General features: G+C 61.1%; 17 protein-coding genes. 15 read left to right on the plus strand and 2 right to left on the minus strand.

The features are described 5' to 3' along the window. Positions 1 to 14: 14 nt before the first annotated feature. From SMD14_RS14275 to SMD14_RS14295, 5 genes are read left to right on the plus strand one after another with little or no spacing between them, the layout of a single operon-like run. A complete protein-coding gene (locus tag SMD14_RS14275; RefSeq protein WP_321214059.1) occupies positions 15 to 791 on the plus strand; it encodes an RcpC/CpaB family pilus assembly protein in 777 nt (258 codons plus the stop codon). Next, a complete protein-coding gene (locus SMD14_RS14280; RefSeq protein ID WP_321214060.1) occupies positions 788 to 1,993 on the plus strand; it encodes an AAA family ATPase in 1,206 nt (401 codons plus the stop codon). Before SMD14_RS14275 ends, SMD14_RS14280 begins: the two co-directional genes overlap by 4 nt. Next, entirely contained in the window at positions 1,990 to 3,465 is a 1,476-nt protein-coding gene (locus SMD14_RS14285) for a CpaF family protein (protein WP_321214061.1), read from the plus strand. Before SMD14_RS14280 ends, SMD14_RS14285 begins: the two co-directional genes overlap by 4 nt. 2 nt (positions 3,466 to 3,467) lie before the next feature. Then, positions 3,468 to 4,415, plus strand: a complete 948-nt coding sequence (locus tag SMD14_RS14290) for a type II secretion system F family protein (protein WP_321216279.1) — start codon at positions 3,468 to 3,470, stop codon at positions 4,413 to 4,415. A 10-nt stretch (positions 4,416 to 4,425) separates the two neighbouring features. Continuing rightward, a complete protein-coding gene (locus tag SMD14_RS14295; protein ID WP_321214062.1) occupies positions 4,426 to 5,301 on the plus strand; it encodes a type II secretion system F family protein in 876 nt (291 codons plus the stop codon). Here the strand turns inward: SMD14_RS14295 and SMD14_RS14300 are convergent. Then, positions 5,298 to 5,462: a hypothetical protein gene (locus SMD14_RS14300; RefSeq protein ID WP_321216337.1), complete on the minus strand. Its 165-nt coding sequence runs from the start codon at positions 5,460 to 5,462 to the stop codon at positions 5,298 to 5,300. The two genes, SMD14_RS14295 and SMD14_RS14300, sit on opposite strands and share 4 nt — an antisense overlap. Here SMD14_RS14300 and SMD14_RS14305 point away from each other — a divergent pair. The 10 genes from SMD14_RS14305 (at position 5,409) to SMD14_RS14350 (ending at position 13,470) form a co-directional block, all read left to right on the plus strand. After that, positions 5,409 to 5,525: a hypothetical protein gene (locus SMD14_RS14305; protein ID WP_321216280.1), complete on the plus strand. Its 117-nt coding sequence runs from the start codon at positions 5,409 to 5,411 to the stop codon at positions 5,523 to 5,525. The two genes, SMD14_RS14300 and SMD14_RS14305, sit on opposite strands and share 54 nt — an antisense overlap. 267 nt (positions 5,526 to 5,792) lie before the next feature. Next, a complete protein-coding gene (locus SMD14_RS14310) occupies positions 5,793 to 6,032 on the plus strand; it encodes a Flp family type IVb pilin (protein WP_321214063.1) in 240 nt (79 codons plus the stop codon). Positions 6,033 to 6,122: 90 nt separating this feature from the next. Then, positions 6,123 to 6,512 (plus strand): TadE/TadG family type IV pilus assembly protein, encoded by a 390-nt coding sequence (locus tag SMD14_RS14315; protein ID WP_321214064.1) that lies wholly within the window; start codon positions 6,123 to 6,125, stop codon positions 6,510 to 6,512. Continuing rightward, positions 6,500 to 7,534, plus strand: coding sequence for a Tad domain-containing protein (locus SMD14_RS14320; protein ID WP_321214065.1), 1,035 nt, complete (start codon positions 6,500 to 6,502; stop codon positions 7,532 to 7,534). The genes SMD14_RS14315 and SMD14_RS14320 overlap by 13 nt, the downstream gene beginning before the upstream one ends. Before the next feature lie 39 nt (positions 7,535 to 7,573). Next, complete coding sequence (locus tag SMD14_RS14325) at positions 7,574 to 8,344, plus strand: RcpC/CpaB family pilus assembly protein (protein WP_321214066.1); 771 nt, start codon at positions 7,574 to 7,576, stop codon at positions 8,342 to 8,344. Further along, the gene (locus SMD14_RS14330; RefSeq protein WP_321214067.1) at positions 8,341 to 9,537 is read left to right on the plus strand and encodes an AAA family ATPase; all 1,197 of its coding nucleotides are present in this window, start codon (positions 8,341 to 8,343) and stop codon (positions 9,535 to 9,537) included. The genes SMD14_RS14325 and SMD14_RS14330 overlap by 4 nt, the downstream gene beginning before the upstream one ends. Then, positions 9,538 to 11,088 carry a CpaF family protein gene (locus SMD14_RS14335; RefSeq protein ID WP_321214068.1) on the plus strand — a complete coding sequence of 517 codons (1,551 nt, stop codon included), beginning with the start codon at positions 9,538 to 9,540 and terminating at the stop codon, positions 11,086 to 11,088. 6 nt (positions 11,089 to 11,094) lie between these two features. Continuing rightward, positions 11,095 to 12,027: a type II secretion system F family protein gene (locus SMD14_RS14340; protein WP_321214069.1), complete on the plus strand. Its 933-nt coding sequence runs from the start codon at positions 11,095 to 11,097 to the stop codon at positions 12,025 to 12,027. Positions 12,028 to 12,035: 8 nt separating this feature from the next. Further along, positions 12,036 to 12,920 carry a type II secretion system F family protein gene (locus SMD14_RS14345; RefSeq protein WP_321214070.1) on the plus strand — a complete coding sequence of 295 codons (885 nt, stop codon included), beginning with the start codon at positions 12,036 to 12,038 and terminating at the stop codon, positions 12,918 to 12,920. Between the two features lie 85 nt (positions 12,921 to 13,005). Further along, positions 13,006 to 13,470, plus strand: coding sequence for an Hpt domain-containing protein (locus SMD14_RS14350; RefSeq protein ID WP_321214071.1), 465 nt, complete (start codon positions 13,006 to 13,008; stop codon positions 13,468 to 13,470). Positions 13,471 to 13,477: 7 nt separating this feature from the next. Here SMD14_RS14350 and SMD14_RS14355 read toward each other — a convergent pair whose 3' ends face one another. Next, positions 13,478 to 14,269 (minus strand): response regulator transcription factor, encoded by a 792-nt coding sequence (locus SMD14_RS14355; RefSeq protein ID WP_157241613.1) that lies wholly within the window; start codon positions 14,267 to 14,269, stop codon positions 13,478 to 13,480. Between the last annotated feature and the right edge of the window lie 159 nt (positions 14,270 to 14,428).

Raw genomic sequence — 14,428 nt, forward strand, 5'->3', positions numbered from 1 at the left:
CAAAGGGGAAGAAAGTGAAAGCACGCCTACTGGGAGGCATCGCCGCGTTGGTTATTGCGATAGCCGGCACAGTCCTTCTGATCACCTATGTACAAAGTGCCGACGCGCGCGCAATGGCAGGAACCGAAACCACCGAGGTACTTGTGGTCCAGGCACCCATTCCAGCGGGAACACCGGTCAGCGAAATAGGCGGGCTGGTGGTAAAAAAGCCGCTGCCAAAGTCCGCGCTGACGAGTGACACAGTCACTGACCTTGCTGATGAAGGAGCCAAAGTCACCGCGGTGTCGCTCGTTCCTGGTGAACAGTTGCTCGCCAGCCGTCTGGTCGAAGCCAACTCGTTCCTTGGTCCTTCCAGGGTTGCGGTCCCCGATGGCATGCAGGAGATCTCGCTCAAACTTCCTATTGAACGTGTTGTGGGCGGAAAAATAACCGCCGGTGACACCGTGGGCATCTTCGTCTCCCTGACGGACTCAACCGGAGAAGGCGCGAACGCCACTCAGTCCGCCGGCACGCAGCTGACATTCCACAAGGTCCTCGTAACCGCCACCCAGTTCAGCAACGGCAGCCCCGCCCAGCCGGACGCAGCGAAGGAAGGGCAGTCTGACGGCAAGCTGAGTTCCGGAGAAAACCAGAGCGACGGCACCTACCTCATCACGGTTGCCCGCAACTCCGTAGAAGCCGAACGGCTCGTATACGCTGCCGAATTCGGAAGGATCTACCTCTCCAAGGAACCCAGCGAAGCCACCGAGGGCAACAACGGTGTTGTGGATAAGACGAAGGTATTCCGATGAGCCGCTTCGTACTGATCACACCCAATACGGATTTTGAACGCCGGGTTCGTATGGCAACAGTCGGCATGCCCGGCTCCCTCCAGTACTTCCAAGCCGATTACCTCCCGCAGGGCCCTGAAGAGGTCCTCAGGCAGCTGCTGGGGGAACCACCCGAGGTATTCGTCCTCGGTCCGGGCCTTCCTGCGGACGACGCTCTGAAGTTCGCCGCCGTCATGGACCTGCAGTATCCGGAGATCAGCATGATCCTGGTGGCCGGTGAGTCCTCGGACGTGGCAATCCAAGCGATGCGCGCCGGAATCCGCGATCTTTTGGATCCAGCAGCGGACGTGGACCATATACGGATCATTGTGGAACGTGCCAGCCTGGCATCAGCAGGTCGCCGGCGCGGTTTGGCGCCAAGCAGCTCCGAGCACCACGAGCATGCCGCCGGCGGACGCATCATCGCTGTCATCTCACCGAAGGGCGGCGTCGGCAAGACAACCGTTGCAACGAACATCGCCATAGGGCTGGGGAAGATTGCACCAATGGGTGTGGTCATCGTCGACCTCGACCTCCAGTTTGGCGACGTTGCGAGCGGGCTGATGCTGGAACCTGAGCACACCATCACGGATGCTGTTGTGGGCGCGGCCAGCCAGGATTCCATGGTTCTCAAGACATACCTGACAGTTCATCCAGGCGGAATCTATGCACTGTGCGCGCCAAAAAACCCCGTCGAAATGGACAGGATTAGTGGAGAAAACGTCAGTCATCTCCTCTCACAGCTCCGCCAGGAATTCCAGTACGTTGTGGTTGACACTGCACCTGGGCTCGGCGAGCACGTTCTGGCCACGCTTGACATGGCCTCCGACGCCGTATGGATCTGCGGAATGGACGTTCCAAGCATCCGCGGCCTTCGCACCGGCAACCAGATTCTTGCGGAGTTGAACCTTCTGCCGGAACGGCGGCACGTGGTGCTCAACATGGCTGACCGCAGAAGCGGACTGACCCTTCAGGACGTCGAAGCAACTATCGGTGCGCCGGTGGATGTCGTACTCCCCCGTTCAAGGACCTTGCCGTTCTCAACCAACAAAGGCATACCGCTGCTCCAGGACGGCACCAGGGACCCCGCAACAAGGGGGCTCCGGCAGCTGGTAGAGCGTTTCAAGCCCAATTGGGAAGAAAGACCACACAAGAAGTTGCATAGAAGGGCGGTTGTCCAGTGAACCTCTCACGCAGGCTTGAAAAGGTACGCGGTACTGAGTCAACCGCGCCAGTAGCGGAAGTCGAGCCGCAAAACGTCTTCGTGCCAGCGATGGGCCCTCTTGAACCGGCCACTCTCGGGCGGATCCATGAGGCGAAATCAGCGGAAATAGCCGAGGTCGTTGAGTTGGCACCCACAGCCGCCGTGGCCAGCGGCGCTCTCAGCGCCCTGAAGGAACGTGCTAGCCAAGCGCTTTACGAGCGCCTGGGCGCGCGCATCACTGACTCGTCGCTTGAGGAGGCAGAGCTCCATCAATATGTCAAAGACGAGCTGAAAATCGTCGTCGACGAGGAGCAGGTCCCCCTCACATCCGCTGAACGGCAGCGGTTGATTCGGGAAATCATCGACGACGTCCTTGGCCACGGGCCCATCCAGCGATTCCTGGATGATCCGTCGGTCACCGAAGTCATGGTGAACCGGTTTGACCAGGTCTACGTGGAGCGCGCCGGCAAACTGACACTCACGGATACCAAGTTCGCTTCCGACGACGCATTGCGTCGCGTCATCGAACGTATCGTCTCCAAGGTTGGCCGCCGTATTGACGAGTCCTCTCCCCTGGTGGACGCACGTTTGGCTGACGGCTCCCGCGTCAACGCAATCATCCCGCCGCTGGCGGTCAACGGACCGGCACTGACCATCCGAAAGTTTGGAGGTGATGCGCTCACCGTACAGAAGCTGATTGGTTTTGGCAGCCTGTCCCCTGAGATGGCAGAACTTCTCCAGGCCTGCGTACTGGCACGAATGAACATCATCGTTTCCGGCGGTACGGGTACAGGCAAAACCACTTTGCTCAACGCACTGTCGTCCTTCATCCCGGCTTCGGACAGGATCGTTACTATTGAGGACGCGGTAGAGCTCCAACTGCAGCAGGACCATGTAGTGAGGTTGGAGAGCCGGCCCGCAAACATCGAGGGCAAGGGCGAGGTTGCCATCCGGGACCTTGTCAGGAACTCGCTGCGCATGCGGCCTGACCGAATCGTTGTAGGCGAAGTCCGCGGCGGCGAATGTCTCGATATGTTGCAGGCCATGAACACCGGGCACGACGGTTCCCTCTCAACGGTCCACGCGAACTCACCCAGGGACGCAATCGCCCGCCTGGAGACTTTGGTTCTGATGGCCGGCATGGATCTGCCGCTCCGAGCAGTAAGGGAACAAGTAGCTTCCGCCGTGAACCTCATCGTCCACATTTCCAGGCTCCGCGACGGAACCCGGAGAGTCACTCACATCACCGAGGTTCAAGGGATGGAGGGGGATATCGTAACCCTTCAGGATGCCTTCGTCTTTGACTACTCGGCCGGGGTAGATGCAAGCGGACGCTTCCTCGGGAAGCCCATTCCTACAGGCGTTCGCCCACGGTTCACTGACCGGTTTATTGAGCTCGGGATCCACGTTTCACCCCACATCTTTGGGGCCGACCCGATCAGGGGTCGATGACAATGGCAGTCGACACTCCTGTCGCGATGTTCATGGCCGGACTGTTCCTGGTCTATGCTGCACTGGCCTTGGTATTCACGGTTGTGTGGAGAGGCTCCGCCGTCCCCCTCTCGCGGAGACGTCCGGACATTGCCCAGCACTCTTCGAGCCTGTCCCGCCTGACCAACCAGGCCGTCGGGGTCCTGAACCGCAGCCTTAAGAAGCGACCCACCGGCCTCTTCAACAGGGAAAAGCTTGAGCAGGCAGGCCTCAATAAAGAGCCGGGAGACTACCTCCTGATGGCGGGAGCCATCACTCTTGCGGCAACGGTGGCTGGCTTCTTCCTCGGCGGTCTCGGCATCAGCATCCTCGCCTTCATCATGGCCCCAGTCCTCCTGTACGTTGCCCTCAACTTGCTTATTTCCCGGCGTCGAAAGACGTTCGATTCCCAAGTACCTGACACGCTTCAAATGTTCTCGGGAGGTCTTCGTGCAGGCCACAGCCTGCTCCGTGCCATCGATGCAGCCGCCCAGGAAAACGATGGTCCAATGGCCGAGGAGCTTAGCCGCATCGTCAACGAAACCAGGATCGGCCGGGACCTGGGCGAGTCCATGGCAGATGTTTCACGCAGGACGGCCAGCGAGGACTTCTATTGGATTGCCCAAGCCATAGAAATTCACCGCGAAGTGGGTGGTGACCTGGCGGAAGTATTGGACCACGTGGGTGACACCATCCGTGACCGGAACCAGGTGAAAGGCCAGGTAAGGGCTCTCAGCGCGGAAGGACGAATCTCCGCCTTGGTTCTCATGGCCTTGCCCATCCTGATGTTCATCGGATTGGTGACGTTCAACCCGACCTACGCGCGGGTGTTCACGACGACCTTCATTGGATTCGTTATGTTGGCCGCCGCGATCGCACTCCTCTCTCTCGGCGGGTTTTGGCTCAGCCGCATCATCAAGCCAAAGTACTAGGGGACACGACATGCAACCCATCGCTCTAGCAGCAATCTTGGCAATTATCGTTCCTATCTCCGGCATGGTCTGGCTGTCCTTCACGGGAGATCGTGCAGGATTGCGTCGAATCAAGGCCAACCTTGGCGGCCGCCCAAGTCAAGCCGTGCAGTCCCTCAACATCAGCCAGCAGGTCACGGATCTGTCAAAGCGCATTACGCCCAAGAGCTACGAAGCCTGGCTGGACAAGCAGCTGGCTGGTGCAGGTCGGCCGAAGCAGTGGCCGCTGACCCGGATTCTCATGGTGAAGCCACTGCTCGCTTTCGCTGGTGCGCTTCTTGGCCTCCTGGTTTTCCTGGGCGCACCCTCGGCCGGCAGGTTCGCCATCGCTGTGGTCATGGTTGCGCTGGCCTACTTCGTTCCCGACCTTCTTATCCGAAACCGGGCCCAAAAGCGGCGGGAGGAGATCCGTCTTGAACTCCCCAACGCCTTGGATCAGATGCTGATCTCCGTCCAGGCAGGGCTGGGTTTTGAATCTGCCATGGGCCGGGCGGGCGAGAACGGCCGGGGCCCATTGGCCGACGAGCTGATCAGGACCCTGCAGGACATCCAGGTGGGACGCTCCCGTAAGGAAGCTTATTTGGCGCTTTCGGAACGAGTCGATGTTCCGTCCGTCCGTACTTTCGTACGGGCCGTCGTGCAGGCCGACACGTACGGCATTGCCATCGCGGGCGTCCTCAAGGCGCAAGCGAAGGACATGAGAATCAAGCGCCGGCAGCTCGCTGAAGAACACGCAATGAAGATGCCGGTCAAGATGCTCTTTCCTCTCATCTTCTTCATCCTGCCTACGCTCTTCATCGTCCTGCTGGGGCCGGCCGTGCTTCAAATCATCTCGGTGTTCTCCTAGGGGAAGTCATGCATCGCCATATCAGCAGAAGCCCCGTTCGGCTTCCAGGGGCGCTCAAGACCCTTCTTGAGGACCAACGTGGCGCCACCGCCACGGAATACGGGATTTTGGTTTCGTTCCTGGCTCTGGCGCTGGTCCTTGGAGTCATGGCTTTCGGTCACGCCTTGAATCTTCACTATCAAAGCCTTACTGCGTCTCTAAGCGCAGCCTTAGGCATCCCTTAGCTCACCGGATGAAAGTACCGCGCCGCCTTGGCGCCCTATAGACCGGACCCCCTCGGCACCCAGAACCGAGGGGGTCCGTTTGTGTGCCCGGGCAATTCCAAACCCAGCGTTAGCGCAGCGAAAACCAAGGATAAGCGCAAGAAAAATACACTGCGTAAAGCCTTCGCGCAGGATGCTCCAAGATCCGGCCGCAGGGCTAGCGTCCGTTGCTACCTTGGTTTCAGAGCTGGTGCAGGACCAGCTTCCCCACTCGCTCAGGAGTCTCAAATGCTTTCTCTCTACACCAATCTCTCAGTCCGTCTTCGCAGCAACGAAAAAGGTGCCACCGCCGTCGAATACGGCATCATGGTCGCGCTCATCGCTGTGGTCATCATCGTTGCCGTTAGCCTCCTCGGTGGGTCGCTGAACGCCATGTTCGAGCAGGTAAAGTGCCAGGTCGGTGGCGGCACGTGGACGGCCGTCGCGCAGACAACCACAACCTCCGCGGGTGGAACCTGCACCCCCTAAGGCACCCCCAACAAAACACGTGAGAGTGGCGGTGGCATTCAAGCCGCCGCCACTCCGTGTGTCGAAGCAAGACCGAGTGAAAGGCGCCCCGTGTCCAAGGCATCCGAGCGCGGAGCAGTTGCGGTGGAGTTCGCCATCGTGGCCCCCGTCCTGGTCATGCTGCTCTTGGGCATCATGGAGTTCAGCCGCGCGTACAACGCTCAGGCCTCGCTCTCGGCTGCTGCCCGCGAAGGGGTTCGGGTGATGGCAATCACCGGCAACCAAACGACAGCCAAGTCAGCAGCAAAGACCACAGCTGTTTCTCTAAAGCCCGGGTTGCAGGACGCCGACATAGTCTTTGGGACGCCATGCCCCTCAACGGTCAGCACCGGGACCAGCCCCCAGGCCACCATTACCATCACCTATTCCCTATCCACGCTGACCGGAATAGCTGGACCGTTCACCTTGACCGGCAAGGGAGCCATGCTATGCGGCGGCTAGCACCAACGACGAAGAATAACGACGGCGAACGCGGCGCCGTGAGCGTGATCGTCGCCATTACGCTGGTGGTTCTTTTGGGCTTCGGCGCCATGGCCGTGGACGTGGCCATGATGTATTCAGAACGCGCTCAACTCCGGAATGGAGCAGACGCAGCTGCCTTGTCCGTGGCCCAAAAGTGCGCGAAGAACGCCGGCGACGTCGACTGCTCGAACACCTCCTCCCTGGCAAAGAGCCTCGCGAACCGCAACGCGAATGATGGACTGAGCAATATCAAGTCGATAGTGCTCAACACGACTACCCGCACCGTGACGGCCACCGTCGGATCCCAGGAAGCCGGTCACGCCCCAAACCAGGTGTCCCTCTTCCTTGCTCGCGCCCTGGGCTTCAACACCGCCGAGATCAATGCCTCCTCAACCGTCGCTTGGGGCAGTCCGGTCAAGGGACCGACTGTCTTTCCCATCACCGTCTCCATCTGCCAGGTCCGCGACAAGGCAGGAGTGATGCAGCTCTTGCAGCTGCATGGAAAGAACGCTAACGAAGACTGCAACTACGGACCGTCCGGCGCCGCGGTGCAAGGCGGGTTCGGAGGCCTAAAACAGGACCCCGGCCAGTGCGGCGCGCTAATCGACATCAAGGCGAGCACCGGCACCGCCGGCGGATCCACTGGCGTTGATCCGCCCTCCAATTGCGAAGCCCTCCTGAATGGCTGGGCGGCGGACATCAATGCAGGCAAGGACGTCATCATCTTGCTGCCGATATTCAATTCCGTCACAGGAACCGGCACGGGCGCTGTGTACGGACTCACCACCTTCGCCGCTTTCAAGGTGGCTGGCTGGAAGGTCGGCAACACGGGACTTCCCTACACTTTCCGCAACCGAACACCCGACGTTCCGGCCGCGCTTGAGTGCCGCGAGCCCTGCCGAGGCATCATCGGAACGTTCGTCAAATATGTTTCCCTCGCCAAGGGTTACACCTTGGGTGACGTCAACTCCGATGGCGCAACCGTCGTTGAACTCCGTTAGCCGGCAAACCATGATTTTTAGGATATTCAGGAGCAGTCAGTGAAGTCTCGTTTGTTAGCCGGTGTGGTGGCGGTACTGCTTGCCATCGTCGGCGCGGTCATTGTGGTGACCTACGCCCAGGGTGCCGACCAGCGGGCAGTCGCCAACCTCGATCCCGTGGGAGTCCTTGTGGTTAACAAAGCCGTGCCCGCAGGATCGTCGGTCGAAACTTTGAAAGCCTCCGTGGCGCTTCAGCAGTTGCCCGGCACCGCCGTCGCAAAGACCGCCCTGAACACCCTCGACGGATCGGCCGGAAAGGTCACTTCGGCGGACCTTGTCCCCGGTGAGCAGCTCGTAGCAGAGCGTCTGGTGTCCCCCGAAGAACTGAAGACATCCGGCTCCGTACCTGTACCCGCAGGGCTCCAGGAAGTCTCGTTCCAGCTTGAGCCGCAGCGCGTTGTGGGCGGCCGCTTGGCTCCTGGCGACACTGTCGGCATCTTCATCTCCCTGCCCAACGGCGGCCTTGAGGCGAAGCCAGACAAGGAAACTGTCCAGCTCTCGATCCACAAAGCCCTGGTGACGGCAGTCCAGCGGGCGCCTGAAGCAACAGCGGCAAAGCCTTCCGCCGCCGCAACCGACCCTGCCCAGCCGGACCCCCAGGACGTGAACCTTCCTACTGGCATGCTGATGGTCACGGTGGCCGTCAACGATGTGAACTCGAACAAAATTGTTTTCGCTGCAGAATACGCCTCCCTCTGGCTCAGCCGCGAACCAGTCGACGCCCAGGACAGCGGGCCGCGCGTCATGACCCGGCAGGACCTCTACAAGTGAGCCGCTTCGTCCTTATCACCCCTGACACCGACTTCGACGCCCGATTACGGCAAGCCGTTGCAGGTGGCCTTCAGGGTGGAGTGCAGACGTTCTTTACCAGCCTGCTGCCCGCTGACCCGCACCAGCTTTTCGCGAGCCTGGACCAGGAGCAGCCTGAGGTCCTGATTTTGGGGCCTGAGGTTCCCTTGGACGAAGCGCTTCGGTTCGCCACCGTCCTGAACGTCAGCTTCCCGGCGCTGGGCGTGATTGTGGCCGCCGAGCCCGAGCCCGACTTCCTCCTGCATGCCATGCGGGCAGGCATCAAGGACATCGTCGCCCCCGATTCCGACGCCGCCCAGCTGCGCGTCCTGCTGGAGCGTGCCAGCCAGTCCTTCGCCAGCCGCCACCGTACACTCGCACCCCAGCAGGCGGCCGAGAGCAACAAGGGACTGGTGATCGGAGTCTTCTCGCCCAAGGGCGGCGTGGGCAAAACCACCATTGCCACCAATATTGCCATCGGGCTGGGGAAGATCGCCCCCATGGGCGTTGTCATTGTGGACCTCGACCTCCAGTTCGGGGATGTCGCTTCAGGGCTCTACCTGGACCCGGAGCACACAGTGACGGACGCCGTGTCTCCGGCCGCCAGCCAGGATTCCCTGGTCCTCAAGGCCTTCCTCACGGTGCATCCAAGCAGCATCTATGCCCTTTGCGCTCCCCCCACACCGGTCGACGCGGACGAGATCACGCCGGACCAGATCAGCCGGCTCATCGAACAACTGTCACAGCAGTTCCAGTACGTGGTGGTGGACACCGCGCCGGGGCTGCCCGAGATTGGGCTGGCAGCCATGGAAAAGTGCACCGATGTGGTCTGGGTCAGCGGCATGGATATCCCAAGCGTGCGCGGCCTTCGTTCCGGATTGGATATCCTGCGCCAGCTGGACATCAGCCCCGATACCCGCCATGTGGTGCTGAACATGGCCGACTCCAAGACCGGCCTCACCGTCCAGGACCTCGAATCAACCATCGGGGCGCCCATTGACGTGAGCATCCCGCGATCCCGTGCGGTTGCCCTGTCCACAAACCGGGGAATCCCGGTGCTCCAGGAGCCGGTAAAAGACCCGGCCGTCAAGGGCCTTAACCATCTCGTGGAGCGATTCAACCCCGCGTGGCGGGCAAAATCCCAGCGCAAACTGCATCGAAGGGTAGTGGTCTAGATGAAACTTTCAGAGCGCATCAACGCCGCACAGGCGAAATCCCAGCCGTCTGCCCAGCCCGTCCCTGCCAAGGCCGCAGCTCCCACGCTCGACGCGCCGCGCCCCGAGGTTCCCGCCCAGCGGGTGCAGTGGCTGGAACAGTCCCGAGAAAAGCGGACGACGGCGGCACCGGCTGCCGCCGTCGTCGCACCCAATGCACTCTTTGAAGAGCCGAAGCCGAAACTCCAGCAATCCGTCGACGTCTTCGCAGCACTTAAGCAACGGGCCGCGACAGCCTTATTTGAACATATGGGCGCCCGGTTCAATGACTCCGCCATAACGGAACAAGAATTGAAGTCTTCGGCCCGCGATGAGCTTACGAGGATCATCGACGCAGAACAGGTCCCGCTCTCCCCCGAGGAACGTACACGCCTGGTCCAGGACGTGGCCGATGACGTTCTGGGCTACGGCCCGCTGCAGCGATTGCTCGATGATCCGGCCGTCACCGAAATCATGGTCAACCGCATGGACCAGATCTACGTGGAGCGTAAAGGGCACCTTACCCTTGCAGACTCGCGTTTCAGCTCGGAGGAGCACCTGCGGAAGGTCATCGAGCGCATTGTGTCCAAAGTGGGCCGCCGCATTGACGAGTCCTCTCCCTTGGTGGATGCCCGTCTCGAAGACGGCTCCCGTGTCAATGCCGTCATCCCGCCCCTGGCGGTAGGCGGATCCTCGCTGACTATCCGTAAGTTCAGCAAGACCCCGCTGACGGTGCGGAACCTGATTGATTTCGGAACCTTGACTCCGGAGATGGCCGAGCTGCTTAACGCCTGCGTCAAGGCAAAGCTGAATATCATCGTCTCCGGTGGTACGGGCACCGGCAAAACCACGCTGCTTAATGTGCTGTCCTCCTTCCTGCCCTCGGACGAGCGGATCGTCACCATCGAGGATGCCGTGGAACTCCAAATCCAGCAGGAGCACGTGGTCCGGCTGGAGAGCCGCCCGCCGAACACGGAGGGCAAGGGCGAGGTAACCATCCGTGAGCTGCTCCGCAACTCGCTCCGTATGCGGCCGGACCGCATTGTGGTGGGTGAGGTCCGCGGCGGGGAATCCCTGGACATGCTCCAGGCCATGAACACCGGCCACGACGGTTCCCTATCAACGGTGCACTCCAACTCACCCCGCGACGCCGTGGCCCGGCTCGAAACCCTGGTGCTGATGGCCGGCATGGATCTGCCGCTCCGGGCCATCCGTGAACAGATTGCCTCGGCGGTGAACCTGATTGTCCAGATTTCCCGGTTGCGTGATGGGTCCCGCCGGATCACGCACGTGACCGAGGTCCAAGGCATGGAAGGGGACATCGTGACCCTGCAGGATGCGTTTGTCTTTGATTACTCTGCAGGTGTTGACCAACACGGTCGGTTCCTCGGCAAGCCTGTGGCCACCGGCATTCGGCCCCGGTTCATCGACCGGTTCGAGGACCTTGGCATCCATGTTTCGCCTGCTGTCTTCGCGACACCAAGCGGTGCTGCTCCGGCTGGTGCGAACCCTTCCGGAACCGGAAAGGCTTAGGACCGCATGTTGATCTACCTCGGAGCGACCCTCCTGTTCCTCGCCCCCGTTATGGTGGGCGTGGCGCTGATGCTGCCGCGAACCCCTGACATCGCGCTCGAAAGGCGCCGGCCCTTTCAGGCAGATCCTCCGTCGAACCTTACCCGACTGGCCGACGCTACGGTTGGTGCCCTGGATCGGTTCCTGGCAACCCGCAACGTCCGGCTCTACAGCCGCGAAACACTCGAAAACGCCGGCCTCCGGTTCAGCCAGACCGAATATATGGTGCTGGTCATTGCCGGTGCCATCGTTGGCGTATTGGTGGGACTGGTGATCGGAGTACCTGCGGTCTCCGTCCTACTGTTTATCCTGGCGCCCTTTGTAGGCCACCTTGTGCCCGGATTCCTGGCAGGCAGGCGGCGCGCGAAGTTCGACAGTCAGCTTGGCGATACCCTTCAACTTCTTTCCGGCGGGCTGCGCGCCGGCCACAGCATCCTCCGGGCGATCGACGCCGCAGCCACTGAGTCGCTAAGCCCCACGTCTGAGGAAATGCGGCGCGTTGTTACGGAGACAAGCCTGGGACGCGATCTGTTGGCCTCTCTAACTGACACATCGGAACGCATGCGCAACGAGGACTTCATCTGGATTGCCCAGGCCATCCAGATCAACCGCGAGGTGGGTGGAAACTTGGCTGAGGTGCTGGACCAGGTAGGCGAAACCATCCGCGAACGCAGCGAAATCAAAGGACACATTAAGTCCCTCGCCGCAGAAGGCAAATTCTCCGCCTACATCCTCATCGCGATGCCCTTCGGCATTGTGTTGATGCTGATGACAGTCAACCCCGGCTACATGAACTCGATGTTCACCCACCCATTGGGATGGGGCATGATCGGCGCATCGGCAGTGCTGATGACCATAGGCAGCCTGTGGATGCGCAAAATCATCGATCTGAAGTTCTGAGGGTGATCATGAATCCGACAGTGTTGTTTTCCCTGTTACTGGTCTCTATGCCTATCGGCTATCTGGCATGGTCCATCCTGTCCGTAGACCGCAAGGCCCGCTTGGCCACTGCAGCCATTCTCAACCGGGGACGAATGGTTCCCGAAGCCGCTGAGAAGAAGACGTCGGCTTTGTTGGCGGGAGTCGGCTACCGGCTGACTCCCCCGGCTTACGTCCGCAAACTTGATCGCTTACTATCACTTGCAGGCCGGCCGCTTTCCATGCCACTGGAGAAAGTCCTAGCCGGCAAGATTGCCCTCGGGCTGGCCGGTGCCGCCTTTGGCCTCTACCTTGCCGCAGTCGGCAGCACGCCCATCATGAAGCTTGCGGGCCTGTTCCTGCTCGTCCTGGGGTACTTCATCCCCGACCTGCTGCTCTATAGCAAGGGCACGGAACGGCAGAAGGCCATGCAGCTGGAACTGGCCAACACCTTGGACCAGATGCTGATCTCCGTTGAGGCAGGCCTGGGTTTTGAAGGCGCCATGGCCCGGGCAGGGGAAAACGGCAAGGGGCCGCTGGCCGAGGAGCTGGTCCGCACCCTGCAGGACATGCAGGTGGGCCGCAGCCGCAGGGAGTCATATCAGGCGCTCGCCGAACGGACCAGCATACCCGAGCTGCGTAGTTTTGTGCAGGCCGTGGTCCAGGCGGACACCTACGGCATTGCCATCAGCCGGGTACTTCGGATCCAGGCGAAGGTGATGCGCGTAAAGCGGCGGCAGCGTGCGGAAGAAAAGGCGATGAAACTCCCTGTGATGATCCTGTTTCCACTGCTCTTCTTCATTTTCCCGGTCCTCTTCATCGCCATCCTTGGACCGGCCGTCATCAATACCGTAGTCACTTTCAGTAGCCAGTAGCTTGCTGGCTGAGTAATCGCTCAAGGTTTCCACAGGATCACCCGAAATAGGACAACGGAAGAATTACAGGAAGTAGCCTTGAACAATGCACAGTCAAGATCCCGGCTTCAGCAGCGAGGCCGCCGCTGCGGGCTCCCTGCCGTCCGGGGTCGCATCGGCCGCAGGAACCCCACACTCACAGGAAGCGGCCGGGCTCTTGCCGCTCGTTGACGCAGCCGTCCTCGAAGAGCTGGAAGACGAGCTCGCCGGCTCCGGCCTGGCCCGGCGCTTCGCCCGCGACTACGCCGCCATGTGGGACGAGCGCTACGCCCGGCTGGCGGCAGCCGTTGCGAACCAGGACCGGGCCTCAGCCCTTGATGCCGTGATCAGCCTGAAGATCACGTCAGCCATGGTGGGCGGGCTCCGGCTGGCCAAACTTGCCGAACTGCTGGAAGCGGTGATCCGCATGGGTGACTTCCGCCGGGGCCAGGTGCTGATGGTGCGGGTGGCTGAGGACGGCGGGCAAACGGTGTCCGAGCTCCAGGCCAACTACATCCTGGAAAACGACTGAGCCCAACCTAACCCTCGGGGGGCCTGCTGGGCGCCAGCCGGTAGCCCACGCCGCGGACCGTCTGCAGCCAGCGCGGGGACACCTGGTCCTCTTTGAGCTTGCGCCGCAGGTTGCCCACATGCACTTCGACGGCGCGTTCGTCCGCCTCGCTGATGTACGTGTCATGGTCATAGAACTCGCCGCGCACGGCCCGGACCAGGTCAGCCCGGGTACACACCGCACCGCCGCCACGCAGCAGCACATGGAGCAGGTCGAACTCGCTGCGGGTGAGCCCCAGCGGTTGACCTTTGATCTCCACCGTACGGGTGCGGTGGTTCAAGGTAAGTCCATTGTGGTGCAGGACGGCGGAGTCGTGGGTCCGCGGGACGGCGGCCGGGGCGGGAGGTGCTCCCCAGGCGGACCCGGCCGACTTCTGCCCTTGGATTTCGTGGCGCGGCCGGCGCATCATGGCTGCTACGCGGGCCCGCAGTTCCCTGGGCCGGAAAGGCTTGGCGATGTAGTCGTCCGCACCCGCATTGAGTGCAGAGAGCAGGTCCGGCTCCTCAGTCCTACCGGTCAGCATCACCACATAGGCGTTACTGAAATGTCGGATCCGCCGCAGTACTTCAAAACCATCGATATCAGGAAGCCCGATATCCAGCGTCACCACATTCGCCTGCTTGTCGCGGACCACTTCCACGCCGGCCCGTCCGTCTGCCGCTGTATGCACTTCAAACCCTGCCTGCGTCAACACTCCTTCTAAAAGGTTGCGCACGTCGGCATCGTCTTCAATTACCACAGCCACGCCAAGTTCGTCCATTGATATCCCCATGCCAGGCGGACATGGCCCCCCATCAGCCCAGCGCCAATGCCATATCCGCTCCAACCATTTATACGCTACTCGTTACCTCTACTGACCACATCTACTTCCCCATTCATTTCGGAAAGTCAATTATCATGACAAGACATGTGGATTACG

The sequence above is a fragment of the Pseudarthrobacter oxydans genome (assembly GCF_034258515.1).
Lineage (GTDB): Bacteria > Actinomycetota > Actinomycetes > Actinomycetales > Micrococcaceae > Arthrobacter.